The organism is Pantoea ananatis LMG 2665 (assembly GCF_000710035.2).
In the GTDB taxonomy this organism is placed as follows: domain Bacteria; phylum Pseudomonadota; class Gammaproteobacteria; order Enterobacterales; family Enterobacteriaceae; genus Pantoea; species Pantoea ananatis.
This window is the reverse complement of the sequence record NZ_JMJJ01000005.1, coordinates 1-20,202: the sequence shown is the minus strand read 5'-3', so window position 1 is coordinate 20,202 and position 20,202 is coordinate 1. Positions and strand designations below refer to the sequence as shown.

General features: G+C 52.3%; 23 protein-coding genes and 1 pseudogene. 18 read left to right on the top strand and 6 right to left on the bottom strand.

What is annotated here, in order from left to right; genetic code table 11:
* Positions 1–33: 33 nt before the first annotated feature.
* Entirely contained in the window at positions 34–900 is an 867-nt protein-coding gene (locus EL29_RS07995) for a crotonase/enoyl-CoA hydratase family protein (protein WP_013025921.1), read from the top strand.
* Between the two features lie 4 nt (positions 901–904).
* On the opposite strand, the gene pdeR is transcribed toward EL29_RS07995, so the two are convergent.
* The 5 genes from pdeR to EL29_RS07970 form a co-directional block, all read right to left on the bottom strand.
* On the bottom strand, positions 905–2,890 hold the full coding sequence (gene pdeR, locus EL29_RS07990) for a cyclic di-GMP phosphodiesterase (RefSeq protein ID WP_014605742.1): 1,986 nt from the start codon (positions 2,888–2,890) through the stop codon (positions 905–907).
* 156 nt (positions 2,891–3,046) lie between these two features.
* The gene (locus EL29_RS07985; RefSeq protein ID WP_013025919.1) at positions 3,047–3,337 is read right to left on the bottom strand and encodes a YbdD/YjiX family protein; all 291 of its coding nucleotides are present in this window, start codon (positions 3,335–3,337) and stop codon (positions 3,047–3,049) included.
* A complete protein-coding gene (locus EL29_RS07980; RefSeq protein ID WP_028715214.1) occupies positions 3,330–5,396 on the bottom strand; it encodes a carbon starvation CstA family protein in 2,067 nt (688 codons plus the stop codon). Before EL29_RS07980 ends, EL29_RS07985 begins: the two co-directional genes overlap by 8 nt.
* A 190-nt stretch (positions 5,397–5,586) precedes the next feature.
* The gene (locus EL29_RS07975; RefSeq protein ID WP_028715213.1) at positions 5,587–7,521 is read right to left on the bottom strand and encodes an exoribonuclease II; all 1,935 of its coding nucleotides are present in this window, start codon (positions 7,519–7,521) and stop codon (positions 5,587–5,589) included.
* Between the two features lie 111 nt (positions 7,522–7,632).
* The gene (locus EL29_RS07970) at positions 7,633–9,936 is read right to left on the bottom strand and encodes an FdhF/YdeP family oxidoreductase (protein ID WP_028715212.1); all 2,304 of its coding nucleotides are present in this window, start codon (positions 9,934–9,936) and stop codon (positions 7,633–7,635) included.
* 250 nt (positions 9,937–10,186) lie between these two features.
* Here EL29_RS07970 and EL29_RS07965 point away from each other — a divergent pair, with 250 nt between their 5' ends.
* The 12 genes and pseudogenes from EL29_RS07965 to EL29_RS07910 all read left to right on the top strand — a co-directional run bounded on the left by EL29_RS07965 (position 10,187) and on the right by EL29_RS07910 (position 17,389).
* Positions 10,187–11,773: a PTS transporter subunit EIIC gene (locus EL29_RS07965; RefSeq protein WP_013025915.1), complete on the top strand. Its 1,587-nt coding sequence runs from the start codon at positions 10,187–10,189 to the stop codon at positions 11,771–11,773.
* Positions 11,774–12,029: 256 nt separating this feature from the next.
* Positions 12,030–12,167: a hypothetical protein gene (locus EL29_RS07960; protein WP_014605744.1), complete on the top strand. Its 138-nt coding sequence runs from the start codon at positions 12,030–12,032 to the stop codon at positions 12,165–12,167.
* 685 nt (positions 12,168–12,852) lie between these two features.
* Positions 12,853–13,287 carry a recombination protein NinB gene (locus EL29_RS07955; RefSeq protein ID WP_028715211.1) on the top strand — a complete coding sequence of 145 codons (435 nt, stop codon included), beginning with the start codon at positions 12,853–12,855 and terminating at the stop codon, positions 13,285–13,287.
* Positions 13,284–13,511 (top strand): protein ninH, encoded by a 228-nt coding sequence (locus tag EL29_RS07950; RefSeq protein WP_028715210.1) that lies wholly within the window; start codon positions 13,284–13,286, stop codon positions 13,509–13,511. The genes EL29_RS07955 and EL29_RS07950 overlap by 4 nt, the downstream gene beginning before the upstream one ends.
* Positions 13,512–13,688: 177 nt before the next feature.
* Positions 13,689–14,042 (top strand): phage protein NinX family protein, encoded by a 354-nt coding sequence (locus EL29_RS07945; RefSeq protein WP_028715209.1) that lies wholly within the window; start codon positions 13,689–13,691, stop codon positions 14,040–14,042.
* A 264-nt stretch (positions 14,043–14,306) separates the two neighbouring features.
* Positions 14,307–14,597, top strand: coding sequence for a DUF1364 domain-containing protein (locus EL29_RS07935; protein ID WP_028715208.1), 291 nt, complete (start codon positions 14,307–14,309; stop codon positions 14,595–14,597).
* The gene (locus EL29_RS07930) at positions 14,594–14,956 is read left to right on the top strand and encodes a RusA family crossover junction endodeoxyribonuclease (protein ID WP_028715207.1); all 363 of its coding nucleotides are present in this window, start codon (positions 14,594–14,596) and stop codon (positions 14,954–14,956) included. The genes EL29_RS07935 and EL29_RS07930 overlap by 4 nt, the downstream gene beginning before the upstream one ends.
* 62 nt (positions 14,957–15,018) lie before the next feature.
* Complete coding sequence (locus EL29_RS07925; protein WP_235193307.1) at positions 15,019–15,603, top strand: HNH endonuclease signature motif containing protein; 585 nt, start codon at positions 15,019–15,021, stop codon at positions 15,601–15,603.
* Positions 15,582–15,743, top strand: a pseudogene (locus EL29_RS07920) (recombination protein NinG); the annotation flags it as partial. The gene EL29_RS07925 and the pseudogene EL29_RS07920, both read left to right, overlap by 22 nt.
* On the top strand, positions 15,740–15,865 hold the full coding sequence (locus tag EL29_RS23535) for a YlcG family protein (RefSeq protein WP_496111800.1): 126 nt from the start codon (positions 15,740–15,742) through the stop codon (positions 15,863–15,865). The pseudogene EL29_RS07920 and the gene EL29_RS23535, both read left to right, overlap by 4 nt.
* Positions 15,855–16,676, top strand: a complete 822-nt coding sequence (locus tag EL29_RS07915; RefSeq protein WP_028715205.1) for an antitermination protein — start codon at positions 15,855–15,857, stop codon at positions 16,674–16,676. Before EL29_RS23535 ends, EL29_RS07915 begins: the two co-directional genes overlap by 11 nt.
* A 365-nt stretch (positions 16,677–17,041) precedes the next feature.
* Positions 17,042–17,389 carry a hypothetical protein gene (locus EL29_RS07910; protein WP_028715203.1) on the top strand — a complete coding sequence of 116 codons (348 nt, stop codon included), beginning with the start codon at positions 17,042–17,044 and terminating at the stop codon, positions 17,387–17,389.
* 204 nt (positions 17,390–17,593) lie between these two features.
* Here EL29_RS07910 and EL29_RS07905 read toward each other — a convergent pair whose 3' ends face one another.
* The gene (locus EL29_RS07905; RefSeq protein ID WP_152548264.1) at positions 17,594–17,956 is read right to left on the bottom strand and encodes a hypothetical protein; all 363 of its coding nucleotides are present in this window, start codon (positions 17,954–17,956) and stop codon (positions 17,594–17,596) included.
* A 199-nt stretch (positions 17,957–18,155) separates the two neighbouring features.
* Between EL29_RS07905 and EL29_RS07900 the strand changes: the two genes are divergently transcribed.
* The 5 genes from EL29_RS07900 to EL29_RS07885 form a co-directional block, all read left to right on the top strand.
* Positions 18,156–18,485, top strand: coding sequence for a phage holin family protein (locus EL29_RS07900; protein WP_412177623.1), 330 nt, complete (start codon positions 18,156–18,158; stop codon positions 18,483–18,485).
* Entirely contained in the window at positions 18,478–19,110 is a 633-nt protein-coding gene (locus tag EL29_RS07895; protein WP_028715200.1) for a glycoside hydrolase family 19 protein, read from the top strand. The genes EL29_RS07900 and EL29_RS07895 overlap by 8 nt, the downstream gene beginning before the upstream one ends.
* Before the next feature lie 5 nt (positions 19,111–19,115).
* Positions 19,116–19,514, top strand: coding sequence for a DUF2570 domain-containing protein (locus EL29_RS07890; RefSeq protein WP_235193306.1), 399 nt, complete (start codon positions 19,116–19,118; stop codon positions 19,512–19,514).
* Positions 19,423–19,656 carry an Rz1-like lysis system protein LysC gene (gene lysC, locus EL29_RS23415; RefSeq protein WP_423227459.1) on the top strand — a complete coding sequence of 78 codons (234 nt, stop codon included), beginning with the start codon at positions 19,423–19,425 and terminating at the stop codon, positions 19,654–19,656. Before EL29_RS07890 ends, lysC begins: the two co-directional genes overlap by 92 nt.
* Before the next feature lie 142 nt (positions 19,657–19,798).
* Positions 19,799–20,202, top strand: a 404-nt coding sequence (locus tag EL29_RS07885) for a KilA-N domain-containing protein (protein ID WP_029571424.1), incomplete at its 3' end; no start/stop codon positions are given.

Here is a 20,202-nt window from a genome sequence, read left to right as displayed (position 1 = left end):
AATTAGCGCATCAAAATAATAGAGGATGAGACAATGACCGTGATTAACCAACCCACATGCAGACTGTTTTCCGAAGCCGGACAAACCACGCAGTTAGTTGCCTATTACGAGGAAGGACGTCGCACCATGTGGATGATGTTGCGCGCCCAGCCACGACCCAGTTTTAATCATGAGTTGATTGAAGAGATCATGAATCTGAGTTACACGGCGCAGCGATCGGGCTTACCTATCGACTTCTGGGTCACCGGCTCGTTAGTCCCACAAATGTTTAATGCCGGTGGCGATCTGCGCTTTTTTGTGGAATGTATCCGCAACAACCGGCGCGAAGCGTTACGTGCTTATGCCCGTGCCTGCGTTGACTGCATCCACTCGGCGGCACGTGGATTTGACACCGGCGCGGTAACGCTGGCGATGATTGAAGGCAGTGCGTTAGGCGGCGGTTTTGAAGCCGCGCTGGCCCATCACTTTATTCTGGCGCAAAACAATGCGCGGATGGGGTTTCCGGAAATCGCCTTTAACCTGTTTCCCGGAATGGGCGGCTACTCATTAGTCGCGCGGCGTTCGGGCATGAAACTGGCTGAAGAGCTGATTATGGAAGGCGAATCGCACAGTGCCGAATGGTATGAAACCCGTGGTCTGGTCGATAAGGTTTTCCAGCCGGGCGACAGCTACCGCGCCACCCGCACCTTTATCGATACGCTGCGACCTAAGCTCAATGGCGTACGCGCCATGCTAAAGGCGCGCCAGCGGGTACTGCAGCTGTCACGCGCGGAACTGATGGATATCACCGAGGACTGGGTAGATTATGCATTCACGCTTGAAGCGAAGGATATTGCCTATATGGAACGTTTAGTCCAGTTACAAAACCGCCACAGCGCATCACTGCGTAAAGCGGGTTAGATAATTACACGCGGGCAGGATGCTGAGCCAGCCAGTGCCCAAACTGATCGGCGGGCATTGGTTTTGCGTAAAAATAGCCTTGCCGCCCATCGACGCCGCTTTTTAACACAAAGGCTTCTTCATCGACGGTTTCAATACCTTCGGCAATCACCTGCAAATCAAGCGCCTTCGCTACCGCAACAATCGCCCTGACGAGTGACTGAGAAACGGGACGTTTATTCACATTACGGATAAAGCTTTGATCCAGTTTGATGGCATTAATAGGGACGCGCGCCAGCTGTGAAAGGGAGGAATAACCGGTGCCAAAGTCATCAAGGTGAATCTGGGCACCCAGTTCCTGAAATTTACGCATCAGCTTGAGCGCTTCGGCTTCATTCTCAATCAGGCAACTTTCCGTCAGTTCGATATCCACCGGGCACTCGGTTAAACCGGCATCCGTCAGGGCTTGTTTCAGGTCACTGTAGATTGTCTGGTCGAGTAACTGGCGCGCCGAGACATTAACCGCGACGCGCAGATAAATATTCTGCTCCCGCCAGGCAATAATTTGCTTCAGCACGTTAAGCATGACCCAGCGACCCAGTGGCACGATCAGCCCGGATTCTTCCGCGTAGGGAATAAATTCCCCGGGTGAAACCAGCCCGCGCTCGGGTGAGTTCCAGCGAACCAGCGCTTCCGCACTGCGCACTTTACCGTCAGCATCCACTTTGGGCTGGTAGTGCACTAATAAATGGTCCTGCTCCAGCGCTTTACGCAGGTTGGTGTCGAGCCAGAGATATTCAAAAACCCGGCGGTTCATCTCTTCGGCAAAAACACAATAGCTGCCACGGTTGTTCTCTTTGGCGTGATACATCGCCGTATCAGCGTTACGAATCAGACACTCACGGTCCTCTCCGTGTAGCGGAGCCAGGGCAATCCCGACGGAGCAGCCGCTGTAAACCTCGATGAGGCCGATGCGGAAAGGCTGACGCAGGCGATCGAGAATGCGCGTAGCCATTGCTTCCAGCGCAGCCTGACTGGTGTGCTCAGCCAGCACCACAAACTCGTCACCGCCCAGCCGTCCAAGCGTCTGGTTCTTGCTCAGACAGCTCAGAATCGCCAGGGAAACGGCCTGCAACAGTTGATCGCCGAACATATGACCGTAGGCATCATTCACTTTTTTGAAATTATCTAAATCCAGGTAGACCACGCCGGTTTCACTGCCCTCAGCCCGCTCCAGCGCATGGCTGATTTGCTGGTGAATCGCGTGGCGATTGGGCAGGCCAGTGATGCCATCGGTGTTGGCCATCACGCGCAGGCGCTCCTGCGCACGGCGTTCTTCCGTAATATCCGTTCCTGAACAGATGAGGAAAATTTCATTTTTACCGCTGCCACTGTGAACGAACTTATTACGAAAAAGAAACAGTCGCTGTCCTTTCATCGTCTTGATCCAGCGTTCCACTTCGTAGGAATTTCCATCGCGAAAGAACCCTGCGATGTTCCTGCGTGAGGCCGCGGCTTCCTGTTTTGTCATAAACAGCTGGAAAACATTACGGCCGATCACATCCTGTTCATACAGGCCGGTATACTCTTCGCTGAGGCGGTTAAAGCGTTGAATGTTGCCGCGCTGATCAAGGATAACGATGACCGAGTTGGCCTCCGACACGACCTGTTCAGCAAATGACAGGCCCAGCGTCAGGTCGCGCGCCACCGCCGACGTATCGCCCCATGCCGAAGCGGTGCCCGCCCACACGGACTGGTTGATCCGCCGGCCAACAAAATGCATGGCGACCTGCTCGCCGTGAATCGTTAACGTCAGATTAATACTGGAAGTAATAACGGGCATCGCGCGCAATAAACTGCACTGGCCGGGCGTCAGTGGCACAGCAACGCTGGTGTTCGATGATTCATCTAAGGCAAAAAGCAGCGCATCACTGTCTGCGGTTAATCGCCAATGAGGGCTGGTTGTACCAAACAAGGTATACAACAACGATTGCCCTTGTTCATCGGTCATGGTCACTCCCTCCAGGAAGTACATTGCTGGCGTTATCTCGTTATTTTAGCAACAGTATTCATCAACTGACGCCAGCACAAGACGAAACTGTATTTATTTTGCTTTCCAGAAAAAACGGGCAGAAAAAAACCCGCCGAAGCGGGGCACACTTTCTGTTCAGCACGGACATTTTCCCAGCTTTCCGGCCTGGCTGGGGAAGCGGGCATCCAGACAATAACGATGAAAGTCCCGCTCGCTCATCGGCGTAATGTCAGGATGATGTTGCCGCATATGCTGCAGATATTTCGGGTAATCCTGCACGCCGACCATCAAACGAAAACTTTGCTGAAGTCCCTGCCACAGCGCTCGCCAGCGAAAACCCACGGGTTTTGGCCTGGAAAGCAACGTGCAGCGCATTATATGCCAGCGACCCTGTGGGCGCGCTACGCGATGGATGCTGTCAACCATGACGAAGCTCCTTACGTAAGGATATGTCTGACTCATGCGTAGTGGGCACATCGCTACGCAGCGCGCGACGAATGACAAAGAAGGCCGCAATCAGCATCGTAACGGCAACCAGCATAAAGAACCCGCACAGGGCAGCATTAATCTGGTTACTGAATACGATGGTTTGCATATCGGCCACGGTTTTCGCGGGGGCGATGATCACGCCATCATCCAGGCCTTTGCGGAATTTATTGGCCTGAGCAAGAAAACCAATTGACGGTTTTTCGTGGAAAATTTTTTGCCAACCCGCTGTCATCGACGTAATAAACAGCCAGATAGTGGGCAGAATCGTCACCCACGCATAGCGCTGCTTTTTCATCTTAAACAGCACGACCGTGCCCAGAATCAGCGCCATCGATGCCAGCATCTGATTACCAATACCAAACAGTGGCCACAACGTGTTAATCCCGCCCAGAGGATCGATCACGCCCTGATAAACGAAGAAACCCCAACCTGCAACGGCCACGGTCGTGCCGGAAAGGTTGCCGACCCATGAGCGGTTATTGGCCAGTGAAGGCACAACCGTACCGACCAGATCCTGCACCATAAACCGGCAAGCGCGCGTACCGGCATCCACGGCGGTTAAGATAAACAAGGCTTCAAATAAGATGGCAAAGTGATACCAGAAGGCCATCATCGCGCGGCTGTTGAACACCTCCGTAATGATGTGCGCCATGCCGACCGCAAAGGTTGGCGCGCCCCCGGCGCGTGACAGAATTGAGGTTTCTCCCACGTCTCTGGCGATACCGCTTAACATTTCAGGTGTGACGACAAAGCCCCAGCCGTTAATCACCTGAGCGGCATTTTCTACCGTAGTGCCAATCAGTGCAGCAGGGGCGTTCATCGCAAAGTAAACGCCTGGGTCCAGCACGGAGGCGCATATCAGCGCCATGATTGCCACAAACGACTCCATCAGCATCGCGCCGTAACCGATAAAGCGAATATGGCTTTCACGCTCAATCAGCTTCGGCGTGGTGCCGCTGGAGACCAGCGCATGGAAGCCGGAGATGGCGCCACAGGCAATGGTGATAAACAGGAACGGGAACAGGGCGCCGGAAAAAACCGGGCCTGAGCCATCAATAAATTTGGTCACAGCGGGCATTTTCAGTTCTGGCATGGCAAAGACGATGCCAACGGCCAGCCCGACAATTACGCCGATTTTCAGGAAAGTAGACAGGTAATCTCTGGGAGCCAGCAGCAGCCAGACCGGCAGCACCGAGGCGATAAAACCATAGATGACCAGTACCCAGGTCAGAGAGGTGCCTTTCAGTGTGAAGAACGGGCCCCAGTAAGGATGCTGAGCCACATCACCACCGTAGATAATGGCCGCCATCATCAGCACAAAACCGATCAAGGAGACTTCGGCGATCTTACCCGGGCGCAGAAAGCGCATGTAAATGCCCATAAACAGGGCGATAGGAATCGTTGCTGCAATGGTGAACAGCCCCCACGGGCTGTTCGCAAGGGCTTTAACCACCACCAGCGCCAGCGCGGAGAGAATGATGATCATCACGCCCAGCGCACCCAGCATGGTAATAACCCCGGCAAAGGCGCCCAGCTCCTGACGGGCCATTTCACCTAAGGAACGGCCGTCACGTCGCGTAGAGATAAACAGGATCAGAAAGTCCTGCACCGCGCCCGCCATCATAACCCCAATCAGGATCCAGATCGTGCCTGGCAGAAAGCCCATCTGGGCCGCCAGAATAGGGCCGACCAGCGGCCCGGCGCCCGCGATCGCCGCAAAGTGGTGACCGAACAGCACCCACTTATTGGTGGGCACATAGTCAAGACCATCGCTGAGGCGCTCGGCGGGGGTAAGACGGCGATCGTCCAGTTCAAAAATGTTGCGGGCAATAAACAGGCTGTAAAAACGATAAGCGATGCTGTAACAGGCTACGGCGGCAATCACCAGCCAGACTGCGTTGACGTGCTCGCCGCGGTTAAGCGCCAGCATCGCGAACGCACCCGCGCCAATTAACGCCACTGCCAGCCAGAGCACGCCGTTTTTGACGTTCTTCATAACTCACTCCTTGTAGAGACCGAATGGAAGGCGATCGGATACAACGAGCTAACGTTAATGTAATGTAATGTAAGTGGAAGTTAATAAAGATAAAACTGTGAAGCGTGGAGCAAATTTAACGCGAAGATACAGGGGCAGGCGGAGGAAAAAAGACCGTCGGAGCAGGCTGTGCTGTTCCGACGGTGGTGTCTTAGGCGGCAGGGCGTGCAACAACGCTGCGTGTTTCCATGCGAACTTCCGCAATGGTCACGTCAATCACGTCGGATACGCGGTAAACCACGTCACCTTTAATCTGTACCGTACCGCTTTCCTGGCTGCACACCAGCTCATCGCGCACGGCATGCAGGAACGGCGCAGGAATAAACGCGACGGCGCCATTTTCCAGCAGACGGACGCGCATGCCACCACGCGATACATCAATGATTTCTGCGCTAAACTTGCGGTCAGTTGCGGCAAACGGCGACAGATAGCGGGCATAGAGCCAGTCACCCACGTCGCGCTCGGCCATGCGGTTTAGACGACGACGCTCGCTCATGGTGACTGTCAGCGCATCGTCCGGACGGCCGATGGGTTCGCCGCGCACGATCGCCTTCAGCAGACGATGGTTGATCATATCGCCAAACTTACGAATCGGTGAGGTCCAGGTGGCATAGGCTTCCAGTCCCAAACCAAAGTGCGGGCCCGGCTCGGTGGTGATCTCTGCATAGGTCTGGAAACGACGAATGCGGCTGTCAAGGAACTGAGTAGGCTGCGCATCCAGCTCACGACGCAGTACGCGGAAACCGTCGAGCGTGGTGATCGCCTGCGGATCGGCCGTGATGCCGTGAGTTGCCAGGACAGCGGCGGCCTGTTCGGCGTTTGCTGCGTCAAAACCGGCATGGACGTTGTAAATACCAAAGCCCAGCTTTTCGCGCAGGACGTTGGCGGCACAGATGTTCGCCAGAATCATCGCTTCTTCAACAATCCGGTTCGCTATGCGGCGCGGTTCGGCGACGATTTCCAGCACTTCGCCTTTTTCGCCCAGCAGGAAACGATAGTCCGGGCGATCTTTAAACACCAGCGCGTGGTTTTGACGCCACTCGGCGCGTGACAGGCACAGGCGGTGCAGCAGACGAATCTGGTCAGCAATCGCGTCGCTCTGTGGTTGCCATTCGTCACTGTTTTCCAGCCAGTCTGAAACCTCGTCGTACACCAGTTTGGCTTTGGACTCGATCCAGGCCGCAAAGAACTGCACATCGTCCGCCAGGCTTCCATCCTGAGCCACGGTCACGCGGCAGGCCAGAACCGGCCGACGCACGTCAGGGCGCAGCGAGCAGACATCGTCAGACAGCTCGCGCGGCAGCATGGGAATATTGAAGCCCGGCAGGTAGTTGGTAAAGGCACGCTGCGCCGCCAGCTTATCCAGCTCGCTGCCTTCGGCAACATAAGCGGTCGGATCGGCAATGGCGATAGTCAGACGCAGGGCGCCATCGTCCAGCGCTTCAGCATACAGCGCATCGTCCATATCTTCCGTGCTGGCGCTGTCGATGGTCACAAAATCCAGCGCGGTCAGGTCTTCACGCGTCAGGCTTTCGTCCAGCATCTCGCCAAAGCCGATTTCTGGCGCTTCACGCTCCAGATTATGACGTGACAGTGTCACCCACCACGGTGCAAGGTGGTCGTCGGCTTTAACGATAAATTCGGTGAGTTCGGCATAAAAGCCACGGTCGCCTTTTAAGGGATGGCGACGCATTTCTGCCACGGCCCAGTCGCCATTCTGGAAATCATGGCTCAGTCCACGGACCGGACGACACTGAATCGCGTCTTTGAGCAGAGGATGATCGGGCACGATAGAAAGGCGGTCATCTTTTTTCTGCACGCGGCCAACAAAACGGCTCAGAAAGGGCTCGACCAGCGTTTCAGGCTCGGCACTTTCGCGATCTTTATCGCTGTGGACGATGGCAACGATACGGTCGCCATGCATCACTTTTTTCATCTGTGGCGGCGGGATGAAATAACTTTTCTGTGCATCGACTTCCAGAAAGCCGAATCCCTTTTCGGTGCCTTTAACAACGCCTTCTGCACGAGGCGTTTGCGAGTGAAGCTTCTCTTTAAGCTGCGCAAGCAGCGGATTATCCTGGAACATGATTTTTACGTTTCGTGGCCTAATAGCGGCTGACAGTTTTACGCGAATCGGGGTCTCGCGGCAAGGCAAAAAGCCGGACGAACCGGCTTTTTGCCTGGAGAAAAGCCTGAATCAGGCGATGCGTTGGGTTGCCAGCGCCTGCGTCAGTTCGAGCTTAACCGGCACGGATTTTGAGGTGGGCGTGCCGCTGATATCACCGAAGCTGTTTAACGGAACCAGCGGGTTGGTTTCAGGATAGTAGGCGGCCAGGTTGCCGCGAGGAATGTTATAAGGCACCAGCTTGAAGCCGCTGACGCGACGCGTGACGCCATCATTCCACAGCGTTTCAATATCCACATTCTGCCCTTCGCTGAACCCTAATTCAGCCATGTCATCGGGGTTGATGAAGACGACTTCGCGCTGACCGTAAACGCCGCGATAGCGGTCGTCGAGACCGTAGATCGTCGTGTTGTACTGATCGTGCGAACGCAGCGTTTGCAGCGTGAAGGGCACGTCCTGATCCAACTGCGGAAACAGCGAGTGGGGCAGCGCAGCAGGGCTAAACTCAGCCTTGCCGGTCGGCGTATTAAAACGCAGTTCTGCCGCCGCGTTGCCAAGATAGAACCCGCCAGGCTGATCGCATTTGGTATTGAAGTCGGCAAAACCCGGAATCGTTGCCGCGATATGATCGCGAATCAGGTTGTAATCCGCCGCCAGATCTAACCACTTCACCTTGTCATCACCGAGAACCGCGTGAGCAATACTCGCCACAATTGAGGTTTCAGAACGCTGCGTCTCCGCCAACGGAATCCCCACGCCTTCAGAGGCATGAACCATGCTGAAGGAGTCTTCGACCGTAATGAACTGGTTACCCGTAGCCTGCAGATCGCGCTCGGTGCGGCCCAGCGTAGGCAGAATCAGTCCTTCATGACCCGGCACGAGGTGGCTGCGGTTAAGCTTGGTGCTGATGTGCACCGTCAGACCACAACGGGACAAGGCTTCTTCGGTACGCGGAGAATCCGGTGCCGCCGCTGCGAGGTTGCCCCCGAGCGCGATAAGCACTTTGATTTCATCACGCAGCATGGCGTTGAGCGCTTCAACAGTATTGTGGCCTGCAGCACGCGGGGGTTCGAAGCCAAAGTGCTGACCCAGCGCGTCGAGGAAAGGCTTAGCCGGTTTTTCATCAATGCCCATGGTGCGGTTACCCTGAACATTACTGTGACCGCGAACAGGGCACAGGCCCGCCCCTTTTTTGCCTAACTGCCCAAACAGCAGCTGCAGGTTGGTGATTTCACGCACGGTATCAACCGAATGCTTGTGTTGGGTGATGCCCATCGCCCAGGTGCAAATAACCCGATCGGCACTCTGATAAATTGCCGCCGCTTCGCGGATTTGCGCCTCTGTCAGGCCGGACTGCGCCACAATCTGCATCCAGTCGGTGTTATCAACTGCTTCAAAATAGGCCTCAACGCCATGGGTTTTGGCATTCAGGAAAGCCTGGTCGAACAGGCCGCTTTCGCCCGCCGCAAGGCGTGCACGATGCGTTTCCAGCAGGGCTTTCACCATGCCGCGAACGGCAGCCATATCACCGCCCAGATGCGGCTGGTAATAGGCAGAGCTGATGGTGCCCGCTTTAGACGTGACAATTTCCAGCGGCTTTTGCGGATCGGCAAAACGTTCCAGACCGCGCTCGCGTAGCGTGTTAAAGGTCACGATTTTTGCGCCATGGTCGGCGGCGTGACGCAGGCTGTGCAGCATGCGCGGATGGTTTGTCCCTGGATTTTGGCCAAAGACAAAAATGGCATCGGCATGGTCAAAATCGTCAAGACGGATGGTGCCTTTACCCACGCCGATGCTGCGTTTCAGGCCCGCACCGCTTGCCTCGTGACACATATTGGAGCAGTCCGGGAAGTTATTGGTGCCCAACATGCGGCCGAACAGCTGATAAAGCCAGGAGGCTTCATTACTGGCGCGACCAGAGGTGTATAGCTCCATCTGATCCGGGTTATCCATCGCTTTAATATGTTGTGCGATGAGCGCAAGGGCATCATCCCAGCTGATGGGTTCGTAATGATCGCTTTCGGCGTTGTAGCGCAACGGATGTGTCAGGCGGCCCTGATATTCCAGAAAATAGTCGCTTTGTGCATACAGGGTTGCCACGCTGTGTTTGGCAAAAAAGTCGGTATCAACAACGCGGCGCGTGGCTTCCCAGGTGACGGCTTTCGCACCGTTTTCGCAGAAGCTAAAGGTACTTTTATTGTCATCGCCCCAGGCACAGCCCGGGCAGTCGAAGCCGCGTGCTTTGTTCATGCGCATGAGGTTACGCAAATTTTTCAGCGCAGCTTTACTGTCGAAAACAAAACGTGTGGTGGCTTCCAGTGAACCCCAGCCGCCCGCTGCGGCACGGTATGGCTTAATTTGACGCTTAAATTTCATCATGTGTGCAGGCTTATTTTTATGTTGGACGAATGTTGCAAGGATATATCCTGATGGTAAAGATTAGTGTGCTATTCACGACAAAGCTTGTCTAATTGATTGGCTTAATGGTGCGATAGCTGGCGTTTATCGTGGGGCACGCCAAGTGTGATGGTGTTCATGTTTTACCTTTTCGTAACCTTGCCATAACGGGTGTTATCGGCACATCGCGCTAATACTTGCTGTTTAATACAGAAAAGGGCGCGACACCATGAAACAACTGACCAGCCAGATCCATGCGTTTGGCAAGGCGTTGATGATGCCGATTTCGGTGATTGCGGCGGCCGGCATCTTTCTGGGGCTGGCAGCCGCCATGCAGAATCCCGCCGTCACCGGTGAAGCCTTCGCACAGATGCAGGTTGCCCAGCTTATCATCGGGTTTATTCGCAAAGTCGCAGGCGCGCTCTTTGCTAATCTGCCGCTGTTCTTTGCCGTGGCCAGCGCCATCGGGCTGGCAAAAGCGGAAAAGCCGACGGCAGCCTTTGCCGCAGTTATCGGCTATATCGCCATGAATGTCGGCATTAACGCCACGCTGGCCGCCAGGGGCATTACCGCCGCCACGACCACACCTCAGGCGCTGCAGCAGGCCGGAATGGATCAAACCACGGCCATGATGACCTCGGCGGAATATATCCAGATGCTGGGCATTTTCACCTATAACATGAGCGTGCTGGGCGGCGTGATTGCCGGACTGCTTACCGTCATGTTGCATAACCGCTTTTATACGCAGCAGCTCCCCACAGCGATCAGTTTCTTTGGCGGACGCCGTTTTGTGCCCATCGTGACGGTGGTTTTCCTGCCGCTGATCGGCGTGCTTCTGGCGCTCGTCTGGCCCACTATCGGTGAAGGTATTGCCTGGGTAGGACAGATGATCGGTCGGAGCGGGCAGTATGGTGCGTTCCTGCTGGGCGCTTCAGAACGTATTCTGATCCCGACGGGCCTGCATCACATCCTGAATGAAACCGTGCGCTTTACGCCCATCGGCGGTATGGCCATCGTGGACGGGCAGACGATTGTTGGTGCGTTGAATATCTTCAATACCTCGCTGACCCATCCCGGGATGATTCCTGATGCGACGCTCCGCACCGCCACGCAGTTTCTGGCGCAGGGAAAAATACCGGTCATGATGTTTGGCCTGCCGGCCGCGGCCCTGGCGATCTATCACACCGCAAGGCCTGAGCATAAACAGCGCGTTAAGGCGCTGGTCATGGCCGGCGCGCTGACGTCCTTTACCACCGGGATCACCGAACCGCTGGAGTTCTGCTTTATTTTTGTTTCGCCGGTGCTCTATCTGCTGCATGCATTTCTAACGGGCCTGTCATTTATGCTGATGTCGATGCTACATCTGATGATTGGTAATGTGCAGGGCGGCATTATCGATCTGGTGGTCTTCGGCGTGCTGGGTGGCAGTAAAACCCACTGGTGGTGGACGCTGGTGCTTGGGGCAATCTACGCACCGGTTTATTACTACGCGTTTCGTTATGTGATTACGCGCATGCATGTCGAAACGCCCGGGCGGGAAACGGACGATGAAAAACCCCAGCTTGTTGAAGCCAGCGAGCGCACTAACGTGATCATCAGCGGACTGGGCGGGGCGGCCAATATAGAGGATGTCGATTGCTGCTTCACGCGTTTGCGGGTTCGCGTCAAAGACATGAAAGAAGTGGTGGATCAGACGTTAATGCGTACCGGCGCGAATGGTATTAACCGCGTGAGCGAACAGGATGTGCAGGTGATTTATGGCCCACAGGTTGAGAAAATCGCACAAGAGGTGAAATCAGCGTTGGGCGTCGGATAATCCCCCTTCACCCGGCAAAGGTGCGAGCACGGTGCCTTTGCCGTTTGTCACTCCTGTGCATTGCCCGCCTTCCTGCTCAGTGTCCATTGTCCCCTTAAAGCGCGCCTCCGCGACAATCCGTACGCTTGTAACAAACTGGTCACAATATATAAGCATGGCTTTATGTTTCATTTTGTGAACGGGGCTTGTACTTTACCGGTAACACTCTAAGGTAAGAGGTGAAGGTCAAATACACGCAATCAAAAGGGGGTTATTAATGGCTAAACACAGTCTGATTAAAATCGTTGAAATATCAGCAATTATATTCTTTGCGTTGGTGGTGATTTATTTACTGGCTACCGGCGTCCTGTCTTCCACAGGGATTGATCACGCCTGGCCGTATCCCACGAAGTGAGTGTCGCAATACCAGGGAAACACCAATAAAAATTACAAATAATACAATGTTAAGATCAACAATAACCCCAATCTATTGCCCACATGGGGCGTTCTCCACTTGATTGTCTGATGTACCGCCGTCTTAATAGCGCTTCCACACTACGCCGCATGCACGAAACCGCAAGCGCCCGCGATCTCTTTACCACAATGCTATCTCCGACTGGCAATCTGTTAACCCATCGGCACATAATAGGTGTTCATTAGAACGGTGTGACGGCGGGTAAAAGAAAATCGATATCAAGCAACTCATCTATCTCTGAAATCAGTGCGTAAATAACGCCTCATCCTTCTCCATCCCGACACATCCTTTAATTTCCCCGCAGCAAAACACTCAACAACGTATTTCAATCCTGCATACTCTCAATCAGTCACTAAACATCCCGATAGGGCCCTGTGATTTATGTACATGTGTTAGTACAAAAAATCGGTTAGTCTGCGACCCACTCCGCAATCTCTACGAACTCATCGACACCATCCACGACACCAACCCTACACCAGAGCAGAAGCGCATCACTGATGAGGCTTTAGTGTTGGTGCAGAAAATGATTGATAACAGAGAGTCAGAAATGAAACCTCCGAAAAAAACTGGAGCTTCGATAGCGACATATTAAACAATTCTGCGCCGACAAAAGGGTTTGAACATTATGGAGAAGATGACCTTCCTGTTGCGTAACAGCAGCATCCAACAGAACTGCATCAGCGCCATTCAGCAACTCCCCACCGACACCGACAAGCCTCTGCAAGTAACCATCCAGGAAGATACCCGCAGCCTTGCGCAAAACCGCATGCTATGGGCCTGCCTGCATGACGTTTCTAGTCAGGTCGTCTGGTATGGCAAGAAGCTGGATAGCGAATCGTGGAAGCATATCTTCAGCGCCAGCCTGAAAGGGCAGGAGACAGTGCCTGGAATTAACGGCGGGTTCGTTGTTCTAGGCCAGTCAACAAGCAAGATGCGCGTCAGCGAGATGCGGGACTTAATCACATTGATACATGCCTTCGGTGCCGAGCGTGGCGTCAGGTTCAGTGATGAATCGGCGCAGGCGGCAGAATGGGCTAACAGATTCGGGAGTGCAGCATGAACGCACTGATAAAAACCATTCCTGAGCTACTGGTGACCACCAGAGGCAATCAGACAAAAGTTGGCGAAATACTTGGCATAAGCAGGCATACCGTCCGCGAATACGCCAGAGACTTCGAAGCCAAAAAGCATATAGTCATCAACGGGGTTCTGATGGTGGCGCAAGGTAATCGCGGCATCAGAAGCAAAGGTGAAGAAATTGAAAATCACACCCTTTGTGCATGACCCTTGTGATACAGCCACCGCTGACGAACTCCTCTCCCGATACAAACTCCGAAACATCCAGGCAACCAAGACTCTAGCATTCGATCCGCGCCTGTGGATTGTCACTGCGTTGTTGCCAGAGTATAGGGAGGAGCCAATACCAACCAGGCAGTATAAAAACCCAATGTGGAGCAGGTTATGAATTATAGCGAGATGAGTGATTTTGAAATCAATAAGCGAGTGCTGGAAATTAAATCCGGAATTCGTCCTATCGGTTACGCGCACCATGCTGATAAGAGATCAGCTGCAATTGTTGATGTGAACAATAATTATCACTGGTATGACTTCTGCAATTCATGGGCTGATGCCGGGCCGATTATTCAAAAAAATAACATATCAATTCTTATTGACGACACAACCCAAAAATGGTCATCAGCGTCGGTTCAGGATTTCACAAATGTGAGTGCATATAAATTTGGCAACTGTCATGAAAATCCGCTCCGGGCCGCAATGATTGTCTTCCTGATGATGCGAGATGCAGGCAATGCATGACCGCTGCTGCCGATGCCACACCATCCTCACCTCAGAGGAAAAGTATCACTACGGAGCTAACTGTGAGTACTGCGAGTGCGATATCGAATGGGAGAACCATGAGCGACACAACCCAATCAAGTCAGCCTACTGGCGATGGCGCGCAATCTGCTACTGCCTGCGTTGGCTGTGGAACAAGCCTCAAACCATTCGAGGTCTACGCCTGCACCGACTGCCTCAACTTCTGGCTGATATCAGATCCAAACGGGCCAATGGGAGACGATGATGAGTAAATTACGTAATGAAGCGCGGGGCAGGGAATGCCAGGTCAGGTTGCCAGGCGTTTGCAATGGCAATCCTGAAACAGTAGTGCTCGCGCATTACCGCATGGTTGGTATTTGCGGAACCGGAATGAAGCCAGACGATTTATTCGGCGCATGGGCCTGTTCATCATGCCATGACGAGATAGACCGACGCACAAGGCGCTGCGAAGTAACAGAAGCGCGCATAGCTCATCTGGAAGGTGTTATTCGCACACAAGATGCCCTGTTGCGGGAAGGAAAGGTGAAGCGATGAATGAATATCGAATAGAGCTACCATGGCCGCCCGGAAACAATCACCTCTTCTCAGTGTTTCGCGGTAGAAAGATAAAAAGCAAAAAGGGAAGGGAATACACCTCAGTAGTAGCCAGACAAATCGCAGAATCAAACCAGCAATACAATCTCTCCGGCAAGCTCAAAGTAAAAATCAACGCATATCCACCTACACGCGCCAGGCGTGACCTAGACAACCTATTCAAAGCACCTCTCGACTCATTAACCCAGGCAGGCGTCATTGCAGACGACAGCCTGATTGATGACGTGCGTATGGTTCGCTGCGAAGTTGTTAAAGGTGGGCGGCTGGAAGTGATCATTACTGAAATGGAGGCATCATGAAGTGCAAAGTTGATGGATGCGATCGTGAGTGTAAACACTACCCGGGGAAGGGAATATGTCAGATGCATTACTTCAGAATGATGCGCTATGGCACATACGAACTAACTACTATAGGCAAGCGTAAGCTCAAAACACGCAATTCTAAAGGGTATCAAATGCTTTTCCTTCCCGACCATCCGCTAGCAATGGCTAATGGAATGGTATACGAGCATCGAAAGGTGGTTTATGACCGTCACGGTGAAAACCTCCCGCCATGTGAGTTGTGTGCAAAGGAAGTGAATTGGAAAACAGTTCATATCGACCATATTGATGAATCGGTAGATAAAAACGAACCAGAAAACCTCAGGGTTTTATGTCGAGCATGCAACACCATGAGGGCGCGAGTTCACATACCACAGCACACGGTAAAGCGCAGGCATGCCATCACGTTCGGCGGGGAGACAAAAACTCCAACTGAATGGGCGAGAGATCCCAGGGTGCGCGTATCTAACTCAACCATAATTCAACGCATCAAAAGAGGTATGACAGTTGAAGAAGCCCTATTCTCCGAGAAAGTGACGCACCGATCTACTAAGGCAAAGGCGCGTCAACCAGCTTATGGAGAGTATCAAGGGCCAAAGAAAGACCATACCGCATCAACCTCATAGCAAAAATCGGCATTCAGCGCGTCGAGGCGCTCGAATCAGACAACAACCCTCACCGATACACCAGAGAAGAACTGGAACGCATACGTGCGCGTTACAGGGTTTTACTCCGGGCGTTGGTTAAGCAGAGAGAAGCAGCATGACCGAATACCTCAAAGCCAAATGGCGACGGCTTCGCATAATGAAAATGCGCGGCATGGCGGAGATTAACTACCGGATTATCCGGCTGGAAATGAAGATTAGAGGAGCTAATCATGGGGCTTGAATCAACTGTTAAATACCATTATGCCAAGACGCAGAACTTTAGCGGGATGTCACCTCAGACGTCACCAGACACGCTTACAGGCACGGACTACATCGCGAGTATGGGTATGGCTATGTCACGGGCTCAGATGGGTTACTGCGCATTTATGGGGAAGGTTGGGATAAGTGAGAACGACGCCGCACGCGCCGTATCCCTGTTAACTGATTATGCTCTTCAAAGCTGCGATAAGGTGGCCGCCTTACGCAAGCTCGATAAGGATATTAAGCGACAGGTAATGCAAACGCTCGCAAGTTTTGCATTTCTCGATTACTGCCAGAGCGCTTCAAGCAAGAAGCCGTGTAAATGCTGTAATGCCACTGGCTTCATCGACGCAGAAGTATTCACCATGAAATCACGCTTTGGCACGCAAAGGCCTGGTGCGGTGACGGAGATTAAGCGCGTTGCTGAGTCTCTTCCTGAAAATACGGCTTATCAGGTGCGTGATGTTGAGCGCGTTCTTTGTCCTGAGTGCAAAGGGAAGTGCGTGGTGTCATCAGCCTGCCGCGATTGCAAGGGGAGGGGTAAGGCGATGATGGAAGCGGATAGCAAGCGGCAGGGCGTGCCGGTTATTGGTGACTGCAAACGATGCAGTGGCCGAGGGTTCGAGAGAATACCTTCTACAGACGCCTATAATGCAATCTGTGATTTTACCGAATCGATCAGCCTGGATACATGGAAGAAAAGCGTCAAACTGTTTTATGACAGACTTATCGTCAAGCTTGAGATTGAAGAGTCTTGGGCTAATGCTGCATTGAATAAAGTTACCGCTTAAAGTCAGAAGCCCACCTAGGTGGGCTTTTTGCTATTAGTTATCAAGCATTGGGGAGGCTAGGCCACTTCTTGTAAGCGAAGAGATAAAGAGTAAAAAAGTGCAATCCGGGAAAAGACAGCAGTAGTGCCATTTTCCATCCGAATCCGGCCTTCTGAGCCATGCGCAAGCATGGGATGAACATGAAGAACCAAATTATGAATGTTATTGCTGCTAGAGGGTTTGTGTTTTCCATCTTTGCTTCTCCTGATAAGTTTGGCATGTGATATCGGCAAACTCCTGTAATAATTTAGGAAAATAACCACTTGCACCACCTCTCACCCAATTCATGCTACGATTTGCGCTCTGTTACTTCTGGGAATATGGGCATGAAATTAGCTTTAGCTGTGATGGGATTGCTGGTGTGCTCCGCGGCGCACTCTGATACACAGAGTGCTGCAGAAAATCTAAGCGACTGCGTAACCCATTATGCGGACAGTCAAATCAAAACCACCAAGTCGGCTGGTGACATCTCTAATGAATCTTTTGATAAATGTAGCGCAGAGCTCTCTGAATACCATGCCTCAATAGGCCCTGATAAAGCGCAATGGTCTGGTTTAAGTGCACAACAAAAAGAAGCTATTTCAAAAATTAGAGACCAGACAACCTCCAGGGTTCGTGAGAGTTTATCTTCACAGATTGTCACCTTTATCACAGAATCGCGCAAGAAATCCTAACGCACTTTTGCGGGTTTATGTTGTGCAATCAGAAATAGCTCATTATTTTATCGTGGGCTATTTACTTTTCCCGAAACTGGGGATACTGTTTATAACAGTTGAAGTTCCGTCTGGTTGTTTTCAGGCAGAAATCAGTTCCAAATTTGTGATAGTCAAAACGCCCTGCGGTCTCACCAACTGCAAGGGCGTTTTTGTTTCCTACTATCAGATAAAGAATTCTGAGCCACCGAGTTGTTTAAAAGTATCTTTTGTAGGCGGGTTAAGCCGGAAATCACTCTCCAAGGCTGACAAATTTACATTTGTGCTTTTAATAAAATAAACCTTAACGTTTTGGTTGATATAAATGCTGTAATTTCCGGTCGCGCCTTCACTTACAACCATTGTTGCGTTGACCAATTGATGTCTACTTAATTGATAATGGAAATACGCATCGCTAGATGATTGAACACGATAAACTGCAAACATAACTCCTCCTTGGTTTACAACTTTATCGGCAAAACTACAGATAAATTTATAGGTAACTGCTAAGGCGGTTCCTTTTTTTCGTTTTCGCCCATTGCCAATCATGCGAACTCACGGATTTCCCTAAGTGGCAAGCGGGCGTTCTTTTCAGGCATAAAAAATCCGCACTAAGGCGGATTAATTTAATTGCTACCCAAAGGCGCAAGGCGGAACTCTTCTCTACACAAGACTGAGTTTACCCGGGCTTGTCCTGCTCATCATCTAGACAAATCCTAATTGGACAAGCCCCGAAGCGGGGGTGGAAATGAAACGTATGCCTTACAAATCCGATCCAGGCTTAATTGCCATGCTGATTGCGCTGGGCATGACTGTGCTCGGGGCGGTGGCAGCATATGCCTATAAAGTTCTTAGTGGTGACACATTCAGTTGGCGCACTCTGTGCCTACAGCTAATCGTATCCATATTTGCCGGTTTCCTGATGATGCTTCTCGCCACCTACTGGCAATGGCCTCAGGAGGTAACTGGTGCAATTTGTGGCATGGCTGGCTGGTCTGGCTCATCTCTTATTAAAGCACTGGAAAAGCGCTTTCTTCAAAAAGCCGCCGGTGATGCTGGAGTATCAGGAAATGAATAAAGACCAGTTCCGGCAGGCGGCTAACATTTCTCCGCAGTTGGCGGATAAATGGTTTCAGCCTTTAACTACTGCCATGGATGAATTCGGTATAGACACGCCAAAGCGTCAGGCTTATTTCATCGCTCAGATCGGAACAGAGTCGGCTGGCTTCACATCGGTAGCGGAAAGCCTGAATTATTCGATTGCGGGGCTGGCTATATTCGGATCAAGACTGACTCAGGCTCAGCGCGAGCAGCTTGGTCGCAAGCCTGGAGAGACTGCATTGTCATCTGTGCGTCAGGCTGCAATCGCCAATCTCGTTTATGGCGGTCGCTATGGTAACAACCTGAATGGAGATGGCTGGAAATATCGCGGTCGTGGATTAAAGCAAGTCACGTTCCACGACAATTATGCAGCGTGCGAAAAGGCGCTGCGCATCCCCCTGACAGACAACCCTGACCTGTTGTTACAGGACGACAATGCAGCACGCTCTGCCGGTTGGTTCTGGCGGGAAAATAACTGCAACAAGTTCGCTGACGCAGGTGATGTTGTCGGGCTCACAAAAAGAATTAATGGCGGTACCAATGGGCTGGATGATCGAATCGCCAGAACAAAAATCGCGGAGAGCGTGTTATGCCAATCCTGAGCACCATGAAGATTCTTATCCCGGCCATATTCGTTGTCATCATCATCGGGTTTATTGCGAAGCTGGGTTATGACAACCAGTTATTAAATCACCGCAATGAGCGCCTGAGGTCGCAAAACTCTGAGCTGATGTCAAAGAACGGCGATCTGGCGGCCACAATAAAAAGCCTTGCTGACAGGGTAGGTGAGCAAAACAAAATCGTTGCTGATGAGACAAGGCGTCGCGCTGCAGCAGAGTTAAAACAGCAAGGGTTACAGAATGAAGTCAAACAAGCGCTGCGTGAGAGTAAGCCAAGCGTTGTGCTTGTGCCTGATGACGTTGTTGACCGGCTGCGCGAACAAGCAGATTCAGTACGCAACGGTAAAGCAGCCCTACCTGCCGATACCAGCAAGCCTGTTAAGTGAGTGCCCGGTTCCTGATATACAAAAGGGCATGACCTACGGCGACAGTGTGCTACTCAACTTCCAGTTACTGGATTCGCTTGATGAATGCAACGGCAAGCTGAGGGCAATTAGCAAGATTGATAACTCTAACGCCTCGCAATAGCGGGGCTTTTTTATGCGCCTCGCACGCGCAAATATTAACCCAGAGCCTATAGAAAGCGAGCCTGAGAGAAACCCGTATAGGTGCGGACCTCTCTGGGGCGAGTTTCTCTGTGCGACAGGCTCACTTTCTATAGGACTACCGCATGAACATTGTCCCATTGAACTACAAAGGCGAAGCTGTCCGCTTCAATACCGAAGGGTGGATTAATGCCACGGATATCGCTGCGCGCTTCGGGAAACGCTTAGATCACTGGCTATCAAGCGCGGAAACTCTGGAGTACGTGAGAGCGCTAGATGAAGTTTATTCCGGCGTGCCATCTCAGATTCTACATACCCGTGATTCCGGGTATGTAAAAACAAGCCGCGCTCGCAAGGACAGAGGTGGCGGTACATGGCTTCACCCTAAGCTTTCGGTAGCCTTCGCGCGCTGGTGTGATCCGAAGTTCTCCGTGTGGTGCGACCTGCACATAGACAGCCTTCTTCGTGGTGAGCTTACAGAGCAGCAGAAATTCGAACAGGCTTGTCGTGACCTGCTCCCCATTGATTA

What these genes read in the sequence shown, in the direction of transcription:
- EL29_RS07995 (WP_013025921.1), top strand. Translation starts at nt 34, where the DNA reads ATGACCGTGATTAACCAACCCACATGCAGACTGTTTTCCGAAGCCGGA.
- pdeR (WP_014605742.1), bottom strand. Translation starts at nt 2,890, where the DNA reads ATGACCGATGAACAAGGGCAATCGTTGTTGTATACCTTGTTTGGTACA.
- EL29_RS07985 (WP_013025919.1), bottom strand. Translation starts at nt 3,337, where the DNA reads ATGGTTGACAGCATCCATCGCGTAGCGCGCCCACAGGGTCGCTGGCAT.
- EL29_RS07980 (WP_028715214.1), bottom strand. Translation starts at nt 5,396, where the DNA reads ATGAAGAACGTCAAAAACGGCGTGCTCTGGCTGGCAGTGGCGTTAATT.
- EL29_RS07975 (WP_028715213.1), bottom strand. Translation starts at nt 7,521, where the DNA reads ATGTTCCAGGATAATCCGCTGCTTGCGCAGCTTAAAGAGAAGCTTCAC.
- EL29_RS07970 (WP_028715212.1), bottom strand. Translation starts at nt 9,936, where the DNA reads ATGAAATTTAAGCGTCAAATTAAGCCATACCGTGCCGCAGCGGGCGGC.
- EL29_RS07965 (WP_013025915.1), top strand. Translation starts at nt 10,187, where the DNA reads ATGAAACAACTGACCAGCCAGATCCATGCGTTTGGCAAGGCGTTGATG.
- EL29_RS07960 (WP_014605744.1), top strand. Translation starts at nt 12,030, where the DNA reads ATGGCTAAACACAGTCTGATTAAAATCGTTGAAATATCAGCAATTATA.
- EL29_RS07955 (WP_028715211.1), top strand. Translation starts at nt 12,853, where the DNA reads ATGGAGAAGATGACCTTCCTGTTGCGTAACAGCAGCATCCAACAGAAC.
- EL29_RS07950 (WP_028715210.1), top strand. Translation starts at nt 13,284, where the DNA reads ATGAACGCACTGATAAAAACCATTCCTGAGCTACTGGTGACCACCAGA.
- EL29_RS07945 (WP_028715209.1), top strand. Translation starts at nt 13,689, where the DNA reads ATGAATTATAGCGAGATGAGTGATTTTGAAATCAATAAGCGAGTGCTG.
- EL29_RS07935 (WP_028715208.1), top strand. Translation starts at nt 14,307, where the DNA reads ATGAGTAAATTACGTAATGAAGCGCGGGGCAGGGAATGCCAGGTCAGG.
- EL29_RS07930 (WP_028715207.1), top strand. Translation starts at nt 14,594, where the DNA reads ATGAATGAATATCGAATAGAGCTACCATGGCCGCCCGGAAACAATCAC.
- EL29_RS07925 (WP_235193307.1), top strand. Translation starts at nt 15,019, where the DNA reads ATGCATTACTTCAGAATGATGCGCTATGGCACATACGAACTAACTACT.
- EL29_RS23535 (WP_496111800.1), top strand. Translation starts at nt 15,740, where the DNA reads ATGACCGAATACCTCAAAGCCAAATGGCGACGGCTTCGCATAATGAAA.
- EL29_RS07915 (WP_028715205.1), top strand. Translation starts at nt 15,855, where the DNA reads ATGGGGCTTGAATCAACTGTTAAATACCATTATGCCAAGACGCAGAAC.
- EL29_RS07910 (WP_028715203.1), top strand. Translation starts at nt 17,042, where the DNA reads ATGAAATTAGCTTTAGCTGTGATGGGATTGCTGGTGTGCTCCGCGGCG.
- EL29_RS07905 (WP_152548264.1), bottom strand. Translation starts at nt 17,956, where the DNA reads ATGATTGGCAATGGGCGAAAACGAAAAAAAGGAACCGCCTTAGCAGTT.
- EL29_RS07900 (WP_412177623.1), top strand. Translation starts at nt 18,156, where the DNA reads ATGAAACGTATGCCTTACAAATCCGATCCAGGCTTAATTGCCATGCTG.
- EL29_RS07895 (WP_028715200.1), top strand. Translation starts at nt 18,478, where the DNA reads ATGAATAAAGACCAGTTCCGGCAGGCGGCTAACATTTCTCCGCAGTTG.
- EL29_RS07890 (WP_235193306.1), top strand. Translation starts at nt 19,116, where the DNA reads ATGAAGATTCTTATCCCGGCCATATTCGTTGTCATCATCATCGGGTTT.
- lysC (WP_423227459.1), top strand. Translation starts at nt 19,423, where the DNA reads ATGACGTTGTTGACCGGCTGCGCGAACAAGCAGATTCAGTACGCAACG.